The sequence below is a fragment of the Micromonospora arida genome, assembly GCF_003857035.1.
GTDB classification, from domain to species: Bacteria; Actinomycetota; Actinomycetes; order Mycobacteriales; family Micromonosporaceae; genus Micromonospora; species Micromonospora arida.
Genome location: NZ_QGSY01000221.1, coordinates 1 through 21,489, shown reverse-complemented (window position 1 = coordinate 21,489; position 21,489 = coordinate 1). Strand labels below are relative to the sequence as shown.

Genomic DNA, 21,489 nt, shown 5'->3' with positions numbered 1-21,489 from the left:
CCTCGTGATCATCGATTGGCTCACCGGCACCGCGTTTCGGGTGGCCGGTACGGGCACCACCTGGGCGGAGCTGCTGGGGTTCGTGACCGGTGTGCTCAACGTGTGGCTGGTGGCCCGGCAGAAGATCGCCAACTGGCCGATCGGCATCGCCAACGTGCTGCTGCTCATGGTGTTGTTCTGGACCGCCGGGCTGTACGCCGACGCGGGGCTTCAGGTCGTCTACGTCGCGCTCGGCTGCTACGGCTGGTGGCACTGGCTGTTCGGGGGCGAGCGGCGCACCCGGCTCACGGTCAGCCGGACGGGGCGGCGGGAGTGGCTGGCGCTGGCCGCCGCCGGGCTGCTGCTCACCGGCGCGCTCTGGGTGCTGCTGGACCGGGCCACCGACTCGACAGTTCCGCTGCCGGACGCGTTGACCACGGCGCTGTCCCTGCTGGCCACGTACGGGCAGACCCGCAAGCGGGTGGAGAGTTGGTGGCTCTGGATCGCCGCCGACCTGATCTACATCCCCTTGTACGCGTACAAGGGGCTGCACCTGACGGCCGTCCTCTACCTGGTCTTCCTCGCTCTGTGCGTACTCGGGTTGCGGGCCTGGCGCGCCGACCTGCGTCGGGCCGACCGGCCGAGCGCGGTTCCGCCCGGCCCGGCCCCGGTCACCGCGTGAACGCCGAGACGTCCGGCCGCGCACCGACGCCTCGTGGGCCGTCCCGCTCGGCGGAGTTCGAGCACGGGATGGTGGTGGGCAAGTTCTATCCACCGCACGCCGGGCACCACGCCCTGATCCGGGCCGCCGCCGCCCGCTGCGCCGAGGTGACCGTCGTCGTGGCGCCCTCGCGTCGGGAGTCCATTCCGCTCCCGCTGCGCCTGGACTGGCTGCGCGAGGTGCACGCGGACACGCCGTGGGTCCGTTTCGTCGGCCGGTACGACGACCACCCGGTGGACTACGCCGATCCGGCCGTCTGGGACGCGCACTGCGCGGTGTTCCGCGAGGCGGTCGGGTCGGGGTCGGTGGACGCGGTCTTCTCCTCCGAGGCGTACGGCGCCGAGTTGGCGCGCCGCTTCCACGCCGTACCCGTGGCGGTGGATCCGGATCGGCGGACGGTGCCGGTGTCCGGGACGGCCGTGCGCGCGGACCCTGCGGGTCACTGGCGGTGGCTGAGCCCGCCGGTGCGGGAGTGGTTCGTCCGGCGGGTGGTGGTGGTCGGCGCCGAGTCGACCGGGACCACGACGATGGCGGCGGCGCTCGCGGCGCACTACGGCACGTCCTGGGTGCCGGAGTACGGCCGGGAGTTGACCGCTCGCAAGCTGGCCCGGTTGCGGGAACGCACACCGGAGGCGACCGTCTTCGACGTCGCCTGGGACCGGGACGACTTCCGCGCCGTGGTCCGCGAGCAGCAGGCGGCCGAGGACGCGGCGGCCCGGACGAGTGGGCCGCTGCTGGTCTGCGACACCGACGCGCGGGCGACGGCGGTGTGGGAGGAGCGCTACCTGGGCAGCGCGTCGGAGGAGGTACGGGCGGCGGCGCGTCGGCCGGCGCTGTATCTGCTGACGGATCACCGGGGGGTGCCGTTCACCGATGACGGTCTGCGCGACGGTGAGCACCTGCGGGCCTGGATGACCGAGCGCTTCCGGGCCGAGCTGGCCGGGTGCGGGGTGCCGGTGGTGGAGTTGGCGGGGTCGCACGCCGACCGGGTGGCCCGAGCGGTGCGGGCCTGCGACGACCTGCTGGCCGCCGGCTGGTCGCTCGCCGACCCGATCGCCGCACCCGACGTGCACTAGCCTCCTAGGAAGCCCTGGCCGGTGTGACACGTCGAACGATGTGCGGCGCCACCGGGTGCCCGGGGTGTGATCACGGGGCGTGGTGGGCAACAATGGTCATCGAGGAGGGGAGTATTCCCCCGCAACGGAGTCGTCAGCACGGTCGATCGCCGGAACCACGGCGGCCCGACCCGGCCCCGTAGGTCGCCGCCCCGAACCGGGGCGACGGCGGAAGAGACCTCCGACAGTCACCAGAGTGAGCGACAGCGGCACGCCGGCTCCCGCAGGGGCGTACGGTGTGCCCGACGCCGCGTGTCTGCCGGAGGAATGAACGTTGGACGTGTCCGGATTGGTGTGGGCGGGGACGCTTGTCGCACTGACTGCGGTCCTGCTTGTCGACCTGTTGATCATCGGTCGACGCCCGCACGAACCGAGTGTGCGGGAGTCGAGCCTCTGGGTCGGCTTCTACGTCGGTCTCGCACTGCTCTTCGGTGCGGGTGTCTGGTTGACCTCCGGGGCCAGTGCGGCCGGCCAGTTCTACACGGGCTGGCTCACCGAGTACAGCCTCTCGGTGGACAACCTCTTCGTCTTCGTGATCATCATGGCCCGCTTCGGGGTGCCTCGGCAGTACCAGCAGAAAGTGCTGCTCGTCGGCATCGTGCTGGCGCTGGTGATGCGCGGCGGGTTCATCGCCGCGGGTGCGGCGCTGATCACGCAGTTCTCCTGGGTCTTCTACATCTTCGGCGCGTTCCTGATCTACACCGCGGTGAACCTGGCCCGGCAGGGTGAGCCGGACGAGGACGAATTCTCCGAGAACCTGCTGATCCGGTGGAGCCGCAAGGCGCTGCCGATCTCGAAGGACTACGACGGCGCGAAGCTCACCACCCAGGTGGCCGGCAGGCGCCTGTTCACCCCGATGCTGATCGTGATGATCGCGATCGGCACCACCGACCTGATCTTCGCGCTTGACTCGATCCCGGCGATCTTCGGCATCACCCAGGAGCCGTACCTGGTCTTCACCGCGAACGTCTTCGCGCTGATGGGCCTCCGGCAGCTCTACTTCCTACTCGGTGGCCTGCTGGACCGGCTGATCTACCTGAGCTACGGCCTGGCCGTCGTGCTCGGCTTCATCGGGGTCAAGCTGGTGCTGGAGGCACTGGCCGACAACAACCTGCCGTTCATCAACGGTGGCGAGCACGTCGGCTGGGCGCCGCACATCCCGATCTGGTTGTCGCTGCTGGTCATCATCGGCACCCTGGGCATCGCCACCGCTGCCAGCCTGATCAAGTCCTCCCGGGACCGGCGTCGCGAGTTGGCCGACGCCCGACGCTGACCGGCCACCGGCCGGGTGCGGACACGCGCCCGGCCGGTGAAGGGCGTGTTCCGAAACGCGCCCTAGACCCGGTGCGCGCCCACCAGCGTGGCGGTCCGGTCGGCCGGCAGTTCCTCTTCGATGACCCGCCGCCGCCGGTAGCAGGCGTGCAGCATCCGGCGCTGCCCGGCGTCGCCGGGGGCGGCGGTGACGATGCCGATGTGGTGGATCTTGCGGCCGGGTCGGGCGAAGAAGTAGAGATCGCCGGGGCGCTCCGCTCCCAATGACAGCGGGGTGGTGGCCACTGCCTGGTCGTCGGCGTCGCGGGGCAGCAGCACCCCGAACCGCCGCCAGGCCAGATGCACCAGCCCCGAGCAGTCGATGCCGTGCGCGGAGAGACCGCCCCAGATGTAGACGACGTCCAGCAGTCGCTGCGCCACCGCGAGCGCCTGCTCGGCGGCCGGCGACGCGGCCGACGCCGGGACCAGGTGCCCGTCCGGCAGCCAGAGCGGCGTGGCCCGGCCGGGGACGTGCACCGGCCGCCAGTCGTCGAGCGCGGGGCCGGCCGGGACGAGCCGGGTGCCGACGACGACGCCGGGCAGCACCACCGGCCCGTTCGGGGCGGCGTGCAGCCCGGTGACCGTGGCGTCCACCACCAGCGGGTGGTCGATGCTGGTGTGGGCCGGGTCGAGAACGACCAACTGCTCGGCGGGGAGCCAGCCCGGGTAGCCGCGGGGGTCCAGCTTGGCGGCTGGTTGTTCGACGGCGACGACCCGGGCCCAGCCGTCCGGGCGTAGCTCGCTGACGAGGACCCGTTCGCCGAGTAGGAGTTGACTCAGCACGCAGTCGCCGACCTGCTGGTCGGTGTCCATGCCCGAGACCCAGGTCGGGATGTCGGCGCCGGCGGTCAGCGCCGGACGGTCGACCGGGCGGACTGCCTCGGGGGAGGTCCACAGCGTCGCCACGGCGACCCGGACGACGGCCTCGCGGCCCGGTTGCAGCTCCACGTCAACCCCCAGATCGTGTCGGCTGTCCAGGGAAACCCTATGAAAGAAACCGACGGTCATCAACCACGAGTCTGCACTTTTGCTTCAGTGAGGCCGGAGATTCCCAGGCCAGGGGCGTCCGGCAGCACCACGGTCGCCCCGTCGTAACGGATGCCGCCCTGCACCGGTGACCAGGCCAGCCACCAGGCGGCGTCGAGGTCGGCGACCGCTGTGGTGCCGTACGCGGCGACCAGGCTCGCCGCCGCCCCGATGCCGACCTGGCTCTCCATCATCGAGCCGACGACCGTGCCGAGCCCGTGCGCGGTGGCCAGGTCGAGGAGGGTGCGGGCCGGATGCAGCCCACCGCACTTGGCCAGCTTGACGTTGACCAGGTCGGCGGCCCGGCGGCGGATCACCTCCACCAGGTCACGAACCCCGAAGACCGCCTCGTCGGCCAGGATCGGCACGGACACCCGGTCGCTGACCCAGGCCAGCCCGTCCAGGTCCCAGCGGGCCACCGGCTGCTCGACCAACTCCACGTCGAGCCCGGCGTCCTCGATGCCGCGGATCACCCGGACCGCCTCCCGGGGCGTCCAGCCCTGGTTGGCGTCCAGCCGGATCCGGGTGCCGGGGCCGACGGCTGCCCGTACCGCGCGCACCCGGTCAAGGTCACCGGCCGCGTCGGTGCCGACCTTCAGCTTGAGCACGCCGAAGCCGTCAGCCTGCCGCTGCCGTGCCGCGGTCGCCAGGTCCACCGCGTCGCCCGCCGCCAGCGTGACGTCCGTCGGGACCCGCAGCGTGGTGCCCCCGAGCAACCGCACCAGGGGTACGCCCAGCCGCCGCGCGGCGAGGTCGTGCAGGGCGACGTCCACCGCCGCCTTCGCGGCCTCGTTGCCGACCACGGTGCGCTGCACCTCGGCGCAACGGGTCACCAGGTCGTCCGGGTCGCGGCCGATCAGCCGTGGGCCGAGCAACTCGAGGACGCACGCCTGCGCGCCGGCGACGGACGCGCCGGTGACCTGCCAGACCTGGGGCGCCTCACCGAAGCCGGACCGGCCGTCACTGTCGACGAGCTCGACGACCAGCGTGTCCACTGTGGTGGTACGGCGTAGCGCGGTGACGAATGGGGTGTGTAAGGGGGCGGAAACCCGGTGGGTGCGTACCGCCGAGATCGTCATATGGGGCACCCTATACGGAGGTTCACCTTCGGAGGGGAGACCGGATGACCGGGCAGGGCTGGGAGCTGGTGGGTGCACCGAACGCACGTGACCTGGGTGGGCTCGTCGGCGCGGACGGGCGGCGGGTCCGGGTCGGCCAGTTGATCCGCACTCCGGCGCTGGGTCGGCTGACCGACGAGGACCTACCGGTGCTGGCGAAGCTGGGGCCGGCGTGCGTGGTGGATCTGCGCGACGCCTCGGAGATCACGGTCGCGCCGGAGGACCGGTTCGCCGGTGAGCCACGGGTGGTGTGCCTGCCGGTGCACGACGCGGAGCACCCGGTCTTCACGTACGTCTCGGCGGTGCTGCTCGGTCACGACCTGAACGCGTACGCGGAGCTGGCCCGGCAGGGCACGGCGGGGGCGATGGCGGCGATCTACCGCTGGTTCGTCACCGGTGAGTCGGCGCGGGTCGGTTTCGCCGAGGCGGTGCGGCTGGCGTCCCGGCCGGAGAATCTGCCGCTGCTCTACCACTGCTCCGCAGGCAAGGACCGCACCGGTTGGTTGACCGTCATCCTGCTGACGGCGCTCGGGGTGGACGAGGCGGCCATTCGCGCCGACTACCTGCGCAACAACGAGCTGACCGACAGCCTGCGGGCGGTGATCGTCGAGGCGATGCGTCGGCGGAATCCCGAGTTGGACGTCGACGCGGTGTTGCCCGTGCTGGAGGTCCGCGCCGAGTATCTCGACGCCGGTTACGCCGAGGTCCGTCGGGTGCACGGCTCGTTCGACGCGTACCTGCGTGACGGGCTGGGGCTCACCGACTCCCACCTCAGGGCGTTGCGGGCGCAGTTGCTGGAGTGACCGGTGCTTGCGGGGGTGCGCAGATGCGGGCGGCCAGGCCGAGGACGATCAGTGCCTGGCCGGCGGCGTAGGTCGCCATGACCAGCACCGGCGCGCCGGGTGGCTGGGCCACCTCGGCCACCCCGGCGGCGATCAGCAGGTCGGAGCCGAGGAAGAGCGCGGCGCCGAGACCGACCCGCCAGCCCTGGGTGGCGGCGGTGCTCGCCATGGCGGCCAGCGCGATCGCGTAGCCGGCCACCGGTACGGCAAGCCCGACGTCGGTCAGACCCGCCCACATCCAGGTCAACGCGACGACGGTCAGCACCGCGTACCCCAGGGGGACGGCGACCAGCGGCGTGCGGCGCAGCGCGGTCGCGGCGCCGTGTCGGGTGAAGGCCGCGAGGTAGCAGAGGTGCGTGCCGAGGAAGCAGGCCATGCCGGCGAGGAACCAGCCGGTGCCGTCGATCATCAGGGCGACGTCGCCGCCGGTGGCGAAGGCCAGCGCGGCGAGCAGCAGCCGGTCCGGTCGGGCCGCGCGTTCGGCGCTGACCCGCCAGAGGTACGCGGCCAGCAGCGGCATCAGCAGCGGCTTGGTCAGTAGGAGGGCCAGGCCGCCGCCGGTGGCGTTGGCCAGCAGGTTCGCGGCCGTCACGACGAGGAAGGCGATCAGCACGGTGCGACTGCGGGGCATCTGCGGCTCCGGGGTGGGGGGTGCCGAGCAGCTTAGCCGCAGTCGGCGGCGCTGGCCTCGCCGCCGAGGCTGTCGGGGTCAGAGTTGGTGGCGGGCGGCCCAGACCTGTGCCGAGATGTGTGCGAGCAGCAGGCAGGCGTCGTCCTCGACCTGGTCGTCGCCCCCGGCCAGGTCGGTGGTGGTGCAGACGGCGATGAGGTACGGCGGGGCGTCGTCGGGCAGCACCACGCCGGCCCCGTGGCGGACGCCGCGTACCCAACCGTTCTTGTGCGCGATGCGGGTGCCCTCGGGCAGGCCGGCGGCGAGGTCCTCGCGGTGTTCCTGGGCGAGCAGGACGTCCAGCATGGTGGTGCAGGCGGCCGGTGAGGCGAGTGGGCCGGGGGTGTCTGCCCCGGTGGCCAGGGTGCCGAGCAGGGCGGCCAGGTCGGCGGCGGTGACCGTGTTGGTGATGCCGGCCTCGCGGGCGGCGAAGTCCTCGATGCCGCGGCCGGTGACGCTGTTGCGGGCACCGGCGAGCGCCCAGACCTCGGCGACGGCGGGCAGCCCGACGTGGCCGAGGACGAGGTTGGTGGCGAGGTTGCTGGAGCGCACGATCATGCGGTCGGCCAGCCAGCGCAGCGACGCGGTGCCGCCGATGCGGTCCCAGACCGCGTCGTCGTTGTCGTAGTGCTGCGCGTTGGCGAAGCGGGGTGCGCCGGGCTGGGCGGAGTCGAAGTCGTTGACGACCGGGACCGGGGCGTCCAGGTCCAGGGTGCCGGCCTCGGCGGCGCGGTGCAGCGCGGCGAGCACCGCCACCTTCATGGTGCTCGCGGCGTAGTGGCCGGCGTCCGCGTGACGGGTCCAGGTCGGCGGCGCGTCGAGTCGCCCCACGTACGCGGAGACGGTGCCGGGCACCCGGTCCAGGTGGGCGTCGAGATCATCCCAGGTCATGCCGGTGACCGTAGCGGATCAAGCGGGGGTGGGCTCGCGTACCTGTCGGGGTAAAAACGACGGGCGCGCCGACCGCAAGCGGTCGACGCGCCCGGTGTCGGGTGCTGGTGGGTCAGCCGGCGTGCTTGCGGCGGGCGGCGGCGCGGCCCCGCAGCTGCTGGTCGAGCACCACCTTGCGGATGCGCACCGCGGTCGGGGTGACCTCGACGCACTCGTCCTCGCGGCAGAACTCCAGGGCCTGCTCCAGCGAGAGCTTGCGCGGCGGGATCAGCTTCTCCGTCTCGTCGGACGTCGACGCCCGCATGTTGGTGAGCTTCTTCTCCTTGGTGATGTTGACGTCCATGTCGTCGGAGCGGGAGTTCTCCCCGACGATCATGCCCTCGTACACCTCGGTGGTGGGGTCGACGAAGAGCTGGCCGCGCTCCTGAAGGTTGATCATCGCGAAGGCGGTGACCGCGCCGGCCCGGTCCGCGACCAGCGAACCGTTGTTACGGGTGCGCAGCTCGCCGAACCACGGCTCGTACGACTCGAAGACGTGGTGCAGGATGCCGGTGCCCCGGGTGTCGGTGAGGAACTCGGTGCGGAAGCCGATCAGGCCACGCGCCGGCACCAGCCACTCCATCCGGATCCAGCCGGTGCCGTGGTTGACCAGCTGCTCCATCCGGCCCTTGCGGGTGGCGAGGAGCTGGGTGATCGCGCCCAGGTATTCCTCCGGGGCGTCGATGGTGAGCCGCTCGACCGGCTCGCAGGTCTTGCCGTCGATCTCCCGGGTGACCACCTGCGGCTTGCCGACGGTCAGCTCGTAGCTCTCCCGGCGCATCTGCTCGACCAGGATGGCCAGCGCCAGCTCGCCGCGGCCCTGCACCTCCCAGGCGTCCGGCCGCTCGGTGGGCAGGACCCGCAGGGACACGTTGCCGATCAGCTCCTTGTCGAGCCGGTCCTTGACCATCCGCGCGGTGACCTTGGAGCCCTTGACCCGGCCGACCAGGGGCGAGGTGTTGGTGCCGATGGTCATTGAGATGGCCGGCTCGTCGACGGTGATCAGCGGCAGCGCGACCGGGTTCTCGACGTCGGCGAGCGTTTCACCGATCATGATCTCGGGGATGCCGGCGACGGCGATGATGTCGCCCGGGCCGGCGGTCTCGGCCGACGTGCGCTCCAGGCCCTCGGTCATCAGCATCTCGGAGATGCGGACCCGCTGGGTGCTGCCGTCGGTGCGGCACCAGGCCACCGTCTGACCCTTGTTGATGGTGCCCTGGCGGACCCGGCACAGCGCCAGCCGGCCGAGGAACGGTGAGGCGTCCAGGTTGGTGACGTGCGCCTGCAACGGCGCGCCGTCCTCGTACGAGGGTGCCGGGATGGTGTCCAGCAGGGTGCGGAACAGCGGCTCCAGGGAGGTGCTGTCGTCGGGCACCGAGCCGTCGGCGGGCTGGGTCAGCGAGGCGATGCCGTCGCGGGCGCAGGCGTAGACGATCGGGAAGTCGATCTGCTCCTCGTCGGCGTCCAGGTCGAGGAAGAGCTCGTAGGTGTCGTCCACGACCTCCTTGATCCGGGCGTCCGGACGGTCCACCTTGTTGATCACCAGGATGATCGGCATCCGGGCCCGCAGCGCCTTACGCAGCACGAAGCGGGTCTGCGGCAGGGGGCCCTCGCTGGCGTCGACGAGCAGCACCACACCGTCGACCATGGTCAGGCCGCGCTCCACCTCGCCACCGAAGTCGGCGTGGCCGGGGGTGTCGATGATGTTGATGGTGACGGGGTCGGAGCCGTCCGCCGGCAGGTAACGCACACCGGTGTTCTTGGCCAGGATCGTGATGCCCTTTTCCCGCTCCAGGTCACCGGAGTCCATCACCCGCTCGGTGTTCTCGCCGCGTGCGCCGTACGCGCCGGCCTGCCGCAACATGGCGTCGACCAGGGTGGTCTTGCCGTGGTCGACGTGAGCGATGATGGCGACGTTGCGGAGGTCGGTGCGAAGCTGCATACCCTCTATCCTTCCGCCTGCGCTCGCGCAGGCTGCGTCGGGGTCACCCCCAGGTGCCCCTGATCTATGGTGAAACCGCTGTGCCGGTGGTTCCCCCGGCTGGCATGCTGGCACCCGTGTCCCGGGGGCCTGAGTGCACGACCTGCTGACCTGGGTGCAGGGTCTGCCCACCCTGTGGATCTACCTGGTCGCCGCGCTGATCGTGGCGGGCGAGACCGCGGTGATCTTCGGCCTGCTCGTGCCGGGTGAGGCTACCCTGCTGCTCGTCGGCTTCCTCACCTACAACGGTACCTTGCGGCTCGGGCCGGCGTTGCTCGCGATGATCGTCGCGGCGGTCCTCGGCGATGGGCTGGCCTTTCGTGCCGGGCGGCGGTACGGCCCTCGGCTGCGCGCCGGTCTGGGCCACCGGGTCGGGCCCGGGCGGTGGGCCCGCGCCGACGCCATGCTCGCCCGCCTGGGCGGGCGGGGGGTGTTCGCCGCCCGGTGGGTGGCTTTCGCCCGGACCCTGGTGCCCCGGCTGGCCGGTGCGGCCGGCATGCCGTACCGGCGGTTCGCCCTCTGGAACCTGGCCGGAGTGGTGACCTGGGTGGGCGGATCGGTGCTGCTCGGGCACCTCGCCGGTGAGTCGTACGACACGGTCTCCCGGCTCCTCGGCCGGGCCAGCGGGGTGGCGTTCCTGCTGCTGGCCGGCCTGGTGGGTGTGGTGCTCGTGGGTCGGTGGCTGGGCCGTAACCCCGACCCGGTGCGCGCCCTGCTGTCCCGGGCCGGCGCTCTGCCCCCGGTGCGGTGGCTCACCGCCCGCTACGGGGTGCTGTTCTTCCTGGTGGCCATGCGGATCGGCCCGGCCTGGACGCTGCTGCTCAATCTGGCCGCCGGGCTGCTGCTGCTGTTCGCCGCCGGGCTCGCCATCGCCGGTCTGCTCGCGGTGGCGGTCCGCAACAGTGGGCTGGCCGCGCTGGACGGCGCCATCGCGGGGTGGTTCGCCGCCCGGCGTACCCCGGACGCCGCCGACGCCACACTGGTCGTGGTGTCGGTGGTACGCGGGTCGGTGCTGATCCTGTTGGTGGCGCTGGTGGCGGCGGTGCTGGCGTGGCGCAACCGACCCTGGCGGGCGGACCTGCTCAGCGTGGTCGGCACGGTGGGCGCGTTCGTGCCGCTGGTGGTGCTGGCCGTGGTGGCCGAACTGACCGGCCCGAACGGGACCGCCCCGGGCGGCGGTGAGGCGGCTCCGCTCTCGACCCAGAACGCCGTGGTCGCGGCGAGCTTCTGCACCCTGGCCTGGCTGGTGTCGCGTAGCGCCCGCTGGCCGGTGGCGGTGGCCGCCTGGACCGCTGCGGCGGCGGGGGTGCTCGGGATCGGCGGCGCGCGGCTCTACCTCGGACTGGACACGGCGAGCGGGACGGCTGCGGCGGTGCTGCTCGGGGTGCTCTGGACTGTGGTGTTCATGGTCGCCTGGGCGACCCGGGACCGGGCGGTGGGCAACGGTCAACCCCCGGTGGACCAGGCCCCCCGGCGGCCGTCGCAGGGGCACCGCCGACCGGTCGAACCTTGTTAGGGTGCGACGACGATCACACGGGGGAGGCAACGGCATGGTTCGACGCGCCGATCGGCTGGGCGCAGCGGTGCTCGCCGGGCTTCTGCTGGCGAGCGCGCTGGTCGGCTGCGCCGCCAAGGGGGAGAGCCCATCGGGCCTGGCCGCGCCGGTCGCCGTCACCGACGGGTCGACCGATGCCCCGTCCGACGAGGTCAGTGGGGAGCCGAGCCCGTCGGTGAGCGCCGTGGAGTCGATGGGCTCCGCGCCGAGTCGTAGCGCGACCCCGAAGCCGAAGCCGACGAAGAAGCCGACGCGGACGGCACCGAAGCCGCGCCCGGTGCCGAAGCCGCCCACCGAGACCGAGGTTCCGCCGGCGCCACCGAAGCCGGCACCGAGTTCCTGCAAGCCGACCTACAAGGGCACCCAGGCGACCCGGGCCCAGGTGAAGGCGGCGCTGACCGACGCGGCCAACCGCACCTACTGGCCGGTCTCGGCACCGGACATCAAGATCCCGCTCAACCTGGTCAAGGCAACCGCGTGGCAGGAGAGCGGCTGGCAGTCCAACATCTACGCCTGCGACGGTGGGGTCGGGCTGTTGCAGGTGATGCCGGACACCGCGACCTGGATGAACCAGCGGTTCGAGAAGAGCTACAAGATCGACGACTACCGGGACAACGCCTACCTCGGCGCCACCTACCTGGCCTGGGCGACGAAGTACATCGGCGACATGTACTTCGAGTCCGACTTCCGGCTCGACCCGGCACTGTGCACCAGCGAGCTGAATTCCTGCCTGCTGAACGCGGTCATCGCCGCGTACAACTTCGGGCACGGTGCGGTGGCGCAGGAGGGGAAGCCGCTGGCCATCCCCAACCCGTCGTACGTGCGCAACGTGCGGGCGCTGATGAGCGAGTGCGTCTGCCTGGCGTACTGACCTCGTCGGGGCCGTGGCGGATTCGCCACGGCCCCGACGTGTCAGTCAGACGTGCGCGCTGACCGGCTCGGGTGAGCGCGGGGTGGCCTGCACCGGGTCGCGCGTGATGCGGCCGGGCCACCAGAAGCGGTCGCCGAGCAGGAACGCCAGCGCCGGCACCAGGACCGTACGGACCAGCAGGGTGTCGAGCAGGACACCGATGCAGACGATGATCCCGATCTGGGTCAGGGTGATCAGCGGCAGCACACCGAGCACGGCGAAGACTGCGGCGAGCAGCACTCCGGCGCTGGTGATCACGCCGCCGGTGACCTTCAGGGCGGAGAGCATGCCGGCGCGGGTGCCGGCGCTGCGGGCGTCCTCCCGGGCCCGGGTGACCAGGAAGATGTTGTAGTCCACCCCGAGCGCCACCAGGAACACGAAGGCGAGCAGCAGCACCCCGCTGTCCAGGGCGGGGAAGCCCAGCACGTGGTCGAAGAGCAGCCAGGCCGCGCCGAGGCTGGCGAAGAACGACGCGATCACGGTGAGCACCAGCAGCAGCGGTGCGAGCAGGCCGCGCAGCAGGAGCACGAGCACGGCGCCGACCAGCAGCAGGATGATCGGCAGGATGAGGCGTAGGTCACGGTCGTTGGCCTCGTCGGAGTCGTACGTGGCGGCCACGGAGCCACCGACGAGCGCCCCGGACGGGGCGTCGGCGCCGGCGGCGGCCGGCGGCGCGGAGTCGGGCACGGCGGCGACGGCAGCGCGCAGTGCCTCGATCGCCCGGTCCGAGGCGGTGGTGCCGGGTTCCGCGTCGAGGACCACGTCGACCTGGGCGACGGCGTCGCCGGCGTCGCCGGGGCGCGCCGAGGCGACACCGGGTACCGCGGTGGCGGCGTCGGTGACCGCCCGCACCGCCGCCGGGGTGGTGATCACAGCGACGGGTTGGGTACTGCCGGCGGGGAAGGCCCTGGCCAGGGTCTGTGCCCCGCTCACCGCCTCGGGCTCGGCCCGGAACTGTTCGGTCTCGGACAGGCCGGTACGGATGCCGAGCCCACCCAGTGCCAGGCCGCCGAGCAGGAGGGTGGCCAGCGTCGCGACCACCACCGGGCGGCGTTGCACGGCGGCGCCGAGTCGACCCCAGAGGCGACCCTCGCGCACCGCGCCGCCGACCCGGGGTACGAACGGCCAGAACAGTCCGCGACCGAAGAGCACCAGCACGGCGGGGAGCACGAACAGGGCCGAGAGCATGGCGAAGACCACACCGGTGGCGCACGCCACGGCCAGCGCCCGATTGGTCTCCTGTTCACTGAGTAGCAGGGTGAGGACGCCGAGCACGACGGTGCCGCCGCTGGCGAGGATGGGCTCCGCGGTGCGGCGCAGCGCTGCGCGCATCGCCGCGAACCGGTCCTCATCGCGGCGCAGTTCCTCCCGGTATCGGGCGATGAGAAGCAGCGCGTAGTCGGTGGCGGCGCCGAAGACCAGCACGCTGGCGATGCCGGTGACCTGACCCTGTTGGAGGTTGATGCCGACGCCCGGCACGATGACGTCCACCGCGCGCAGGGTGAGCTGCTCGGTGGCGGCGACCACGACCAGCGGCACGATCCACAGGAACGGGCTGCGGTAGGTGATGAGCAGCAGCAGCGCCACGACGGCCGCGGTCACCGCGAGCAGGGTGATGTCGGCGCCGTCGAACACCGAGGAGAGGTCGGCGGTGAAGGCGGGGGAGCCGGTCACCTCGGCGGTCAGCCCGGGGAGGTCCGCCAGGGCGTTGCGCAGCTGGGTCACCGTCTCGGTGACGGCCTCCTGCCCGCCGGCGGTGTCGATCGGGATGGCGATGAGCGCCACCGTGCCGTCCGGGGAGACCTGTGCGGGGCTGACCTGCCCACCCACTGCGAAGCGGCCCAGCTCGCCGGCGCGGGCGTCGACGCTGGCCCGGTCGGCTTCGCTCAACGCGCCCCGGTCGCCTCGGCTGACCACCACGATCGCCGGTTGCACGTCGCTGGACGGCAGCTGGTCCTGTAGGCGCTGCACCTGGGTCGACTGCCACTCCACCGACAGTCCGGTGGCGGAGACCGGTGCCGGGTTGTCCGGCTGGGGTGTCCCGAAGACGGCCGCGGCGACGACGATCGCCGCAGCCACGGTGAGCCAGGCGGCCAGCCGGCCGCGGGCGACTCTGGTGAACACAGACATCAGTTGACCTCAGGGTCCTTCGAAAGCCGAGTATCTTGACTTTCGAGATTATCGACGGTTGTTCTATGCTGCAACCCGAGAGACCGACGACGAGAAGAGCAGCGCGAGGTGGCGACTCACGGCATGTACCGACGGCGCGACACGCGCCGCGAGCAGCTGGCCGCGGAGATCACCAACAACCTCCGGCGGTACGCGGCGGACGCCCAGCAGGTCGGCCACGCCTTCGCCAACCTGCACGGCCTCAACCCGACCGACCTGCAGGCCTTGATCGCCGTGATGGACGCCGAGAGGCTCGGTGACCCGATCACCCCCGGCCGTCTCGGTGAGCAACTCAACCTCTCCTCCGGCTCGGTCACCGCCCTGATCGACCGACTTGAGCGGACCGGCCACATCCGCCGCGACCGCGACACCGTCGACCGGCGCAAGGTGCTGCTGCACTACGCCGACCGGGGCGCCGCCCTGGCCATGCAGTTCTTCCGGCCGCTGGGCACCCGTACCGACGAGGTGATGGCCCGCTTCAGCGAGGACGAGCTGGAGATCGTCCAGCGGTTCATGGCGGAGATGAGCGAGTCTCTGCGGGGCCACCGCGACGCGGTACGCGCCGCCCGGCCCGAGTCGCCCCGCCGCCCGACGGGCTGACCGGTGCCGCAACGGCTCGCCGCCCACCTCGCCGCCGCCGCACTGCGACTGCCACCGGTCCGCTCCGGTCCGGTGCGGGTCACCCGCGACATCCCGGTACGGACCCGCGACGGCGTGGTGCTGCGCACCGACCACTACGCCCCGGCCGTCCGCGGCGCGCCGACCGTGCTGATCCGCACCCCGTACGGGCGGGGTGGACCGCTGCGGCTGCTCGGTCGGCTGCTCGCCGCACGGGGCCGGCACGCGGTGATCCAGTCCTGCCGGGGCACCGACGGCTCCGGTGGGACCTTCGCCCCGCTCGTGCACGAGCGCGACGACGGGGCGGACACGCTGGACTGGCTGCGTCGCCAGCCCTGGTGGTCCGGGCAACTCGGCATGTTCGGGGTCAGCTACCAGGGCTTCGCCCAGTGGGCCCTGGCCGCCGACGCCGGCGAGGAGCTGCGCGCGATGGTCGCCGTGGTGACCGCCTCGGCCACCCGCGACTCGACGTACGCGGGGGAGTCCTTCGCCCTGGACACCGTGCTGACCTGGGCGGAGCTGCTGCACGCACAGACCGTGCCGTGGCTCGCCCGGCAGTGGGAACTCAAGCGCGGGCAACCCCGGCTCGCCGCCGCGCTGGAGCACCTCCCCCTGACCGACGCCGACCGGGTGGCCACCGGCGTGACCATCCCGTTCTTCCAGGAGTGGCTGCGCCACCACACCCCGCAGGCCGAGTACTGGCGAACCCGCGTCTTCGCCGACCAGGTCGCGAAGGTGCAGGCCCCGGTGGTCATGGTCACTGGTTGGCACGACATCTTCCTGCCCGCCCAGCTCGACGACCACGCCGTTCTGCGCGCCGCCGGCACACCGCCGCGCCTGGTGATCGGCCCGTGGACGCACGGCAGCCCCGGACTGTTCGTGGCCGCGCTGCGCGAGGGGTTGGCCTGGCTCGACGAGCACCTGCCTGCCGCGCCGCGATCGCCCGTCCCGGCGGGACCAGCCCGGCCGCCCGTGCGCATCCACGTCAGCGGCGCCGGCGGCGGCTGGCGGGAGGTGCCGGACTGGCCACCCCCGGCGGTCGAGACCGCCTGGCACCTGCAACCCGGTGGCGAGCTGGCGGCACGCCCACCTGTCGCGTCGACACCGGACGCACTCCGCTACGACCCCGCCGACCCCACCCCGTCGCTCGGCGGTCCACTGCTCGTCGCCCAGCGGGCCGGCCCGGTCGACAACCGGCGTGTCGAGGCCCGTCCCGACGTGCTGACCTACACCAGCGCCCCACTGACCGCGCCGGTCGAGGTGATCGGCCCGGTCCGCGCCGAGATCCACGTCCGCAGCGATCTCCCGTACCTGGACGTCTTCGTTCGTCTGTGCGACGTGGACCGCCGGGGTCGCTCGTGGAACGTGTGCGACGGCCTGGTGCGGGTCACGCCCGAGCGCTTCCCGGCCGACCCTTCCGGGGCGCTGCGGATCCCGGTGCCGCTCTGGCCGACCGCGTACCGCTTCGCCGCCGGGCACCGACTGCGCGTGCAGGTCTCCGGCGGCGCCCATCCACGGTGGGCGCGCAACCCCGGCACCGGGGAGTCGCTCGGCACGGCGGTGACGCTGCGTGCCGGTTGGCGGCAGGTTCTGCACGACCCGGCACACCCCTCGGCGCTGCTGCTGCCGATCGTCCACTCTGCTCCGCACCAACCTCCAATCTGAACAGACCCCTCCTGAGCTGGGCGTTTGCCGAAAATGCGGGCTATGGTTGGGTCAACGCCCGGCGCCGTGCACCAGTAGGCCGGGCTCGCCCGAAGCCCAGCACCGCGTACACGGTGTGACGTCGTGCCCGGTCCCCGCCTCTCGGAAAGGGGGACCCCATGACCCGGGCCCCGGCTAATCTTCTGGCCGTCCGAAGCCTGCTCCTCACTCACCTCGACAACGCCCCTGGGCCCGACGACCTGGATCCGGGAGAGGTCGGCATCGTCGGCGACTCGGCCCACCGGGGCGGCTACCACTGCGGATCGGACCGGGTGGTCCCCAACGACTACTCGGTGGTCGAGTCGCCCCGGGACCGGGCGGGGCTGACCCTCGACGCGGCGGCGCTGGACGTCGGCCAGTTCGACGTCCGCTCCGGTGGCCGATCGAACACCCTGCCCAGCTTCTCGGTCTGGTGCGTCGCGCAGTGCGTCGCGAACGCGGCCGACACCCGGGACATCCGGGAGATCATCTACAGCCCCGACGGCAGCACGGTGAAGCGGTGGGATCGCCTCGGCAAGCGCACCACCGGCGACAGCTCACACCGCTGGCACACCCATTTCAGCTTCTTCCGCGACGCCACCAAGGCGGGCCGCGACCAGCGGCCCCTGTTCCGCCGCTACCTCAGTTCCATCGGACTCCTGGAGGACGACGACATGACCCCCGAAGAGCACAACTGGCTGGCCACCGTCCACAAGAACCTCACCGTCCTGGACGGCCGCAACCCGATCGGGCAGATCTACACCCGGATGGCGATGGGTGAGGACGCCACCGTTCCGAACTTCAAATCGGCCCACCCGACCCTGAAGTCGCTCGGCCTGCAGGTGACCGCCCTGCAGGCCGCGCTGACGGAGCTGTCCAACCGGGACTTCACCGACGAGGACGCAATCATCCAGGGCGTGCTGGCCGGGCTGACGCCGGAGGAGATCGCTGCCGCGATCCCGCCCACGATCGCCAAGCAGGTAGCCGACGAGTTGGCCCGCCGGCTCGTCGCCTGAGCGAGGGGCGGCTCGTAGCCGCCGGGCCGCCCCTCTCGACGCAATCCGCAACGACTGTTGGGCAATAAGTGTTGCGCAACAGTCGTTGCGGATGTCAGGCTGTCGGCATGGACAAGTCCGACGTACGCCAGATCACCGACTCCCGGGTGCTGGCCGCCATGTCCCACCCGCTGCGCCGCCGGCTGATGGACGTGTTCAAGGTCCACGGTCCCTCCACCGTCGGGCTGCTCGCCGAGCGCACGGACCAGGCCCCCGCGAACGTCAGCCACCACCTCAAGGTCCTCGCCGCCGCGGACCTGGTCACCGAGGCCCCCGAGCTGGCCCGGGACCGGCGCGAGCGGTGGTGGCGTCTGGTCACCCGAGGGCTGCGCTGGTCCAACACCGACTTCGACGCCGACCCGGCCGCCCGGGCGGTCGCCGACGCGGCCACCTCGCTCAACCTCGACCGGCACGTCGCACTGGCCCGGGCCTGGCACGCCGCCGACGAGACCGAGCAGGCATCCTGGCACGACGCCGCGTTCTCCACGGACCACTGGCTGCGCCTCACGCCCGAGGAACTGGCCGAGCTGAGCCGCGAGATGATCGGCCTCCTCTCGCGCTGGGCCAACCGGGACCTGCCCGACGACGACGCCGAGCGCCGACCGGTCTTCGTGTTCGTCCACGGCGTGCCGGCGCGACCGTGACCGCCGCCACCCGCAGCGGCCCGACCCCCGTGCGCCAGGCCGGCGGGCTGCTGCGGCACCGCGACTTCCGGCTGCTCTGGACCGGCCAGACGGTCAGCAGCATCGGCAGCAACGTCACCACTGTCGCGCTTCCGCTGGTCGCGGTCGCCGTCCTGGACGCCGGCACCTTCCAGGTGGCGGTGCTCACCGCCGCGGCCTGGCTGCCCTGGCTGCTGATCGGCCTGCCGGCCGGCGCGTGGGTGGACCGGCTGCCCCGTCGACCCGTGATGGTGGCGTGCGACCTGTTCCGCGCCCTGCTCTTCATCAGCGTGCCGCTGGCCGCCGCACTCGACCGGCTCACCGTCTGGCACCTGCTCCTGGTGGCGCTCAGCGCCGGCGTCGCCCGGGTCTTCTTCGAAACAGCAGACCAGGTGTACCTGCCGGTGCTGCTGCGACCCGAGCAACTGCCGGAGGGCAACGCGAAGCTGCACGCCGCCCAGACCGCGAGCTATGTCGTCGGCCCCGGCGTCGCAGGTCTGATCGCCCAGCTCATCGGTGCGGTCACGGCTCTGCTGCTGGACGCGATCAGCTTCCTGGTCTCCGCGGTGTGCCTGCTGCGGATCCGCACCGTCGAACCGCGCGTTCGCCGAGTGGACCAGTCCCGGTCACTGCGCCGCGACATCGCCGAGGGGCTGCGCTTCGTCGCCCGAGACCCGTACCTGCGGGTGCTGACGGTTTTCGGCGCGGCCAGCAACATCGGGCTGACCGGCTACCAGGCCGTCCTGGTGGTCTTCCTCGTCCGTGAGTTGCGTCTCGAACCGGGCCTGGTGGGCGTCCTGATCGCCGTGATGAGCGCCGGAGGGATCATCGGGGCGTTGCTCGCCACCACGCTGGGCCGGCGCTGCGGCACAGCACGGGCGGTGCTGATCGCGGCGGCGCTCACTGGCCCGCCCGCGCTGCTCATTCCGCTCGCCGCACCCGGCGCCGGGCTGGCCTGGCCAGCCCTCGGCGGCCTGCTGATCGGCCTCGGGGTGGCCATCGGCAACGTGGTCAAGGGCGCCTTCCGGCAGACCTACACGCCGCACCATCTGCTGGGCAGGGTGACGGTGAGCATGCATCTGCTCAACTACGGAACGATCCCGCTGGCGGCCGTGCTGGCCGGTGCCACCGGCGCGCGCTACGGCGTCCAGACGGCAATTGTCGTGATGACCGCCTGGTTGGCGCTCACCCCGTTGATTCTGTTGGTAGGGCCGATCCGGAGGCGGCGGGACCTGCCCGCCGCCCCGGCGGCGTCTTGAGTGCGCTGCGACGGCGGCCGGAGGACCGGCCGCCGTCACCGGCACGGAGCTACATCGGGCGGACGTTGTCCGCCTGCGGACCCTTCTGCCCCTGGGTCACCTCGAACTCGACCTTCTGGCCCTCGTTGAGCTCCCGGTAGCCGCTCGAAGCGATGGCGGAGTAGTGGACGAACACGTCCGGCCCTCCACCGTCCTGCTCGATGAAGCCGAAGCCCTTTTCCGAGTTGAACCACTTAACCGTGCCGGTTGCCATGCATCTCTCCCTGTTCAAAGCGGCTGACCCTCGGCCTCTGGCCGATGATCGCCCGTACCTGTTCGACAGTAACGGGCAAAACCCCGATCCGCTGGCCGAAGTGCCGTAGGTATTTAACTGAACTCGGGTGAACTCTGCGCGGCGGCATGCGAAACGCGCCCCGACCAACCGCCGCTGGGGCATGCTTGCGCCGATGAGAGATGCCGCAGCCGACGCGCTGACCGAGCTGGAAGGCGAGATCCACGCGCCCGGTGCCGGTCTGGACCGGCTCCGGTTGATGCCCACCCCGTTCGTCCCCGAGGTGCGGCTGTACCTGGCCGAGGACGCGATCGTCTGGTGGGCCCGGATGGAAGCCGCCGCCGGGCACGCGCTGCCGGCGCCGTACTGGGCGTCCGCCTGGGCCGGAGGACAAGCCCTCGCCCGCCACCTCCTCGACCACCCGGAGCTGGCCGCCGGCCGCCGTGTGCTCGACCTCGCCGCCGGGTCCGGGCTGGTGGCCATCGCCGCCGCGCTCGCCGGCGCCGCGGAGGTGATCGCCAACGACATCGACCCGTACGCCGTCGCCGCCGTCACCCTCAACGCGCGGGCCAACCACGTCGCCGTCGACGCCACCGGGGACGACCTGCTCGACAGCACCGAAGCGAAGGTCGACCTGGTCGTCGCCGGAGACGTCTTCTACGACCGCGCGATGGCCGACCGGATGCTGCCCTTCCTGCAGCGGGCCGCCGCCGCAGGTGCCGACGTGCTGGTCGGCGACCCCGGCCGAGGACACCTACCGACGGACCGCCTGACCGTGCTGGCCGACTATCCGGTGCCCACCACCGAACCGTCGGTCGACTCGTCGCTACGCCACGTGCAGGTGCTGCGTCCCGCCTGAGGCGGACCCCGACTCAGGGGCGACCCCGAGGCGGATACCAGGGGTCACTGGGGGCTACGACCCGATGTCCGAAGTGGCGCTCCGGCCATAGCGTCGACGCATGACGCAATGGCTGGCCCAGATCGGAGAACTACCGATTCTGCTGCTGATGGGTGCGCTCGGGCTCGTCATGCTCTTCGACGCCGTACCCCTGCTGGGTGTCCTCATCCCCGGCGACATCGCGATCCTCGCCGCCGTCGGGGTCGGCCGCCCGAGTACCGGGCTGGCCACCTTCACCGCGGTGCTGATCGGCTGCCTGGCCGGCTGGTCGCTGAGCTTCCTGGTCGGCCGTCGCTACTCCGACCGACTGCGCGACAGCCGCGTCGGCGGCTGGATCGGCGAGGCCCGCTGGACAGCGGCCGAAGGAATCCTGCGTCGCGGAGGCGGCCGGATGATGATGGTCGCGCCGTTCCTGCCGGTCTTCAACGCGCTGCTGCCACTGGCGGCCGGCGGGCTGCGGATGTCGTACCGCCGATTTCTCGGTTGCGCGACGGTCGGCGCGGCCGCCTGGGCCGGTCTCTACCTCGCCCTGGGCACCGCGTCGCGGTCGGTGGCCGGGCTGCTGCCGGGCGACCCCAGCCCGCTGCTGGTCACGATGGGGGTCGGACTGGTGCTGGCCTCCGTCGCGTTGCTGGGGGCGCGGCGGCGGTTGTTCTCCGTCGTTGGCTGAGTTGTCTTCGTTCCGGGGGCGTGGGGGGCTTGGAGTCGGGTGCGGT

The 21,489-nt window shown here is 72.1% G+C and carries 20 protein-coding genes; 13 read left to right on the top strand and 7 right to left on the bottom strand.

Features of this window, described 5'->3' with window-relative positions:
• Positions 1-4: 4 nt before the first annotated feature.
• The 3 genes from pnuC to DLJ58_RS21675 all read left to right on the top strand — a co-directional run bounded on the left by pnuC (position 5) and on the right by DLJ58_RS21675 (position 3,088).
• Positions 5-661: a nicotinamide riboside transporter PnuC gene (gene pnuC / locus DLJ58_RS21685; protein WP_124858838.1), complete on the top strand. Its 657-nt coding sequence runs from the start codon at positions 5-7 to the stop codon at positions 659-661.
• On the top strand, positions 658-1,776 hold the full coding sequence (locus DLJ58_RS21680; RefSeq protein ID WP_244219071.1) for an AAA family ATPase: 1,119 nt from the start codon (positions 658-660) through the stop codon (positions 1,774-1,776). The genes pnuC and DLJ58_RS21680 overlap by 4 nt, the downstream gene beginning before the upstream one ends.
• 313 nt (positions 1,777-2,089) lie before the next feature.
• On the top strand, positions 2,090-3,088 hold the full coding sequence (locus DLJ58_RS21675) for a TerC family protein (RefSeq protein ID WP_124858837.1): 999 nt from the start codon (positions 2,090-2,092) through the stop codon (positions 3,086-3,088).
• 62 nt (positions 3,089-3,150) lie between these two features.
• Here DLJ58_RS21675 and DLJ58_RS21670 read toward each other — a convergent pair whose 3' ends face one another.
• Both DLJ58_RS21670 and DLJ58_RS21665 read right to left on the bottom strand, forming a co-directional pair.
• The gene (locus DLJ58_RS21670) at positions 3,151-4,074 is read right to left on the bottom strand and encodes a C40 family peptidase (RefSeq protein WP_124858836.1); all 924 of its coding nucleotides are present in this window, start codon (positions 4,072-4,074) and stop codon (positions 3,151-3,153) included.
• A gap of 59 nt (positions 4,075-4,133) precedes the next feature.
• The gene (locus tag DLJ58_RS21665; protein ID WP_124858835.1) at positions 4,134-5,231 is read right to left on the bottom strand and encodes a mandelate racemase/muconate lactonizing enzyme family protein; all 1,098 of its coding nucleotides are present in this window, start codon (positions 5,229-5,231) and stop codon (positions 4,134-4,136) included.
• Positions 5,232-5,275: 44 nt separating this feature from the next.
• Between DLJ58_RS21665 and DLJ58_RS21660 the strand changes: the two genes are divergently transcribed.
• Complete coding sequence (locus tag DLJ58_RS21660) at positions 5,276-6,073, top strand: tyrosine-protein phosphatase (RefSeq protein WP_124858834.1); 798 nt, start codon at positions 5,276-5,278, stop codon at positions 6,071-6,073.
• Here the strand turns inward: DLJ58_RS21660 and DLJ58_RS21655 are convergent.
• The 3 genes from DLJ58_RS21655 to typA form a co-directional block, all read right to left on the bottom strand.
• Complete coding sequence (locus DLJ58_RS21655) at positions 6,042-6,743, bottom strand: lysoplasmalogenase (protein ID WP_124858833.1); 702 nt, start codon at positions 6,741-6,743, stop codon at positions 6,042-6,044. The genes DLJ58_RS21660 and DLJ58_RS21655 overlap by 32 nt on opposite strands.
• Positions 6,744-6,821: 78 nt before the next feature.
• Positions 6,822-7,673 (bottom strand): serine hydrolase, encoded by an 852-nt coding sequence (locus tag DLJ58_RS21650; protein ID WP_124858832.1) that lies wholly within the window; start codon positions 7,671-7,673, stop codon positions 6,822-6,824.
• A 112-nt stretch (positions 7,674-7,785) separates the two neighbouring features.
• A complete protein-coding gene (gene typA / locus DLJ58_RS21645) occupies positions 7,786-9,654 on the bottom strand; it encodes a translational GTPase TypA (RefSeq protein ID WP_124858831.1) in 1,869 nt (622 codons plus the stop codon).
• Positions 9,655-9,787: 133 nt separating this feature from the next.
• Between typA and DLJ58_RS21640 the strand changes: the two genes are divergently transcribed.
• Both DLJ58_RS21640 and DLJ58_RS21635 read left to right on the top strand, forming a co-directional pair.
• Positions 9,788-11,209, top strand: coding sequence for a DedA family protein (locus DLJ58_RS21640; RefSeq protein WP_124858830.1), 1,422 nt, complete (start codon positions 9,788-9,790; stop codon positions 11,207-11,209).
• A 34-nt stretch (positions 11,210-11,243) separates the two neighbouring features.
• On the top strand, positions 11,244-12,119 hold the full coding sequence (locus DLJ58_RS21635) for a lytic transglycosylase domain-containing protein (RefSeq protein WP_124858829.1): 876 nt from the start codon (positions 11,244-11,246) through the stop codon (positions 12,117-12,119).
• Positions 12,120-12,164: 45 nt separating this feature from the next.
• Here the strand turns inward: DLJ58_RS21635 and DLJ58_RS21630 are convergent, their stop codons facing one another.
• The gene (locus tag DLJ58_RS21630) at positions 12,165-14,288 is read right to left on the bottom strand and encodes an MMPL family transporter (RefSeq protein WP_124858828.1); all 2,124 of its coding nucleotides are present in this window, start codon (positions 14,286-14,288) and stop codon (positions 12,165-12,167) included.
• 123 nt (positions 14,289-14,411) lie between these two features.
• Between DLJ58_RS21630 and DLJ58_RS21625 the strand changes: the two genes are divergently transcribed.
• From DLJ58_RS21625 to DLJ58_RS21605, 5 genes are all read left to right on the top strand, one after another.
• The gene (locus DLJ58_RS21625; RefSeq protein ID WP_124858843.1) at positions 14,412-14,927 is read left to right on the top strand and encodes a MarR family winged helix-turn-helix transcriptional regulator; all 516 of its coding nucleotides are present in this window, start codon (positions 14,412-14,414) and stop codon (positions 14,925-14,927) included.
• A 3-nt stretch (positions 14,928-14,930) separates the two neighbouring features.
• Positions 14,931-16,610, top strand: a complete 1,680-nt coding sequence (locus DLJ58_RS21620) for a CocE/NonD family hydrolase (RefSeq protein WP_124858827.1) — start codon at positions 14,931-14,933, stop codon at positions 16,608-16,610.
• A gap of 158 nt (positions 16,611-16,768) precedes the next feature.
• Entirely contained in the window at positions 16,769-17,644 is an 876-nt protein-coding gene (locus tag DLJ58_RS21615) for a hypothetical protein (RefSeq protein WP_124858826.1), read from the top strand.
• 107 nt (positions 17,645-17,751) lie between these two features.
• Positions 17,752-18,327 carry an ArsR/SmtB family transcription factor gene (locus DLJ58_RS21610; RefSeq protein WP_124858825.1) on the top strand — a complete coding sequence of 192 codons (576 nt, stop codon included), beginning with the start codon at positions 17,752-17,754 and terminating at the stop codon, positions 18,325-18,327.
• Positions 18,324-19,604: an MFS transporter gene (locus DLJ58_RS21605; RefSeq protein WP_124858824.1), complete on the top strand. Its 1,281-nt coding sequence runs from the start codon at positions 18,324-18,326 to the stop codon at positions 19,602-19,604. Before DLJ58_RS21610 ends, DLJ58_RS21605 begins: the two co-directional genes overlap by 4 nt.
• Positions 19,605-19,653: 49 nt before the next feature.
• Here the strand turns inward: DLJ58_RS21605 and DLJ58_RS21600 are convergent, their stop codons facing one another.
• On the bottom strand, positions 19,654-19,857 hold the full coding sequence (locus DLJ58_RS21600) for a cold-shock protein (RefSeq protein ID WP_007462771.1): 204 nt from the start codon (positions 19,855-19,857) through the stop codon (positions 19,654-19,656).
• A gap of 193 nt (positions 19,858-20,050) precedes the next feature.
• On the opposite strand from DLJ58_RS21600, the gene DLJ58_RS21595 reads away from it, so the two are divergent.
• Both DLJ58_RS21595 and DLJ58_RS21590 read left to right on the top strand, forming a co-directional pair.
• Positions 20,051-20,734: a class I SAM-dependent methyltransferase gene (locus DLJ58_RS21595; protein ID WP_341869917.1), complete on the top strand. Its 684-nt coding sequence runs from the start codon at positions 20,051-20,053 to the stop codon at positions 20,732-20,734.
• A 100-nt stretch (positions 20,735-20,834) separates the two neighbouring features.
• Entirely contained in the window at positions 20,835-21,443 is a 609-nt protein-coding gene (locus DLJ58_RS21590) for a DedA family protein (protein ID WP_124858822.1), read from the top strand.
• Positions 21,444-21,489 lie beyond the last annotated feature (46 nt).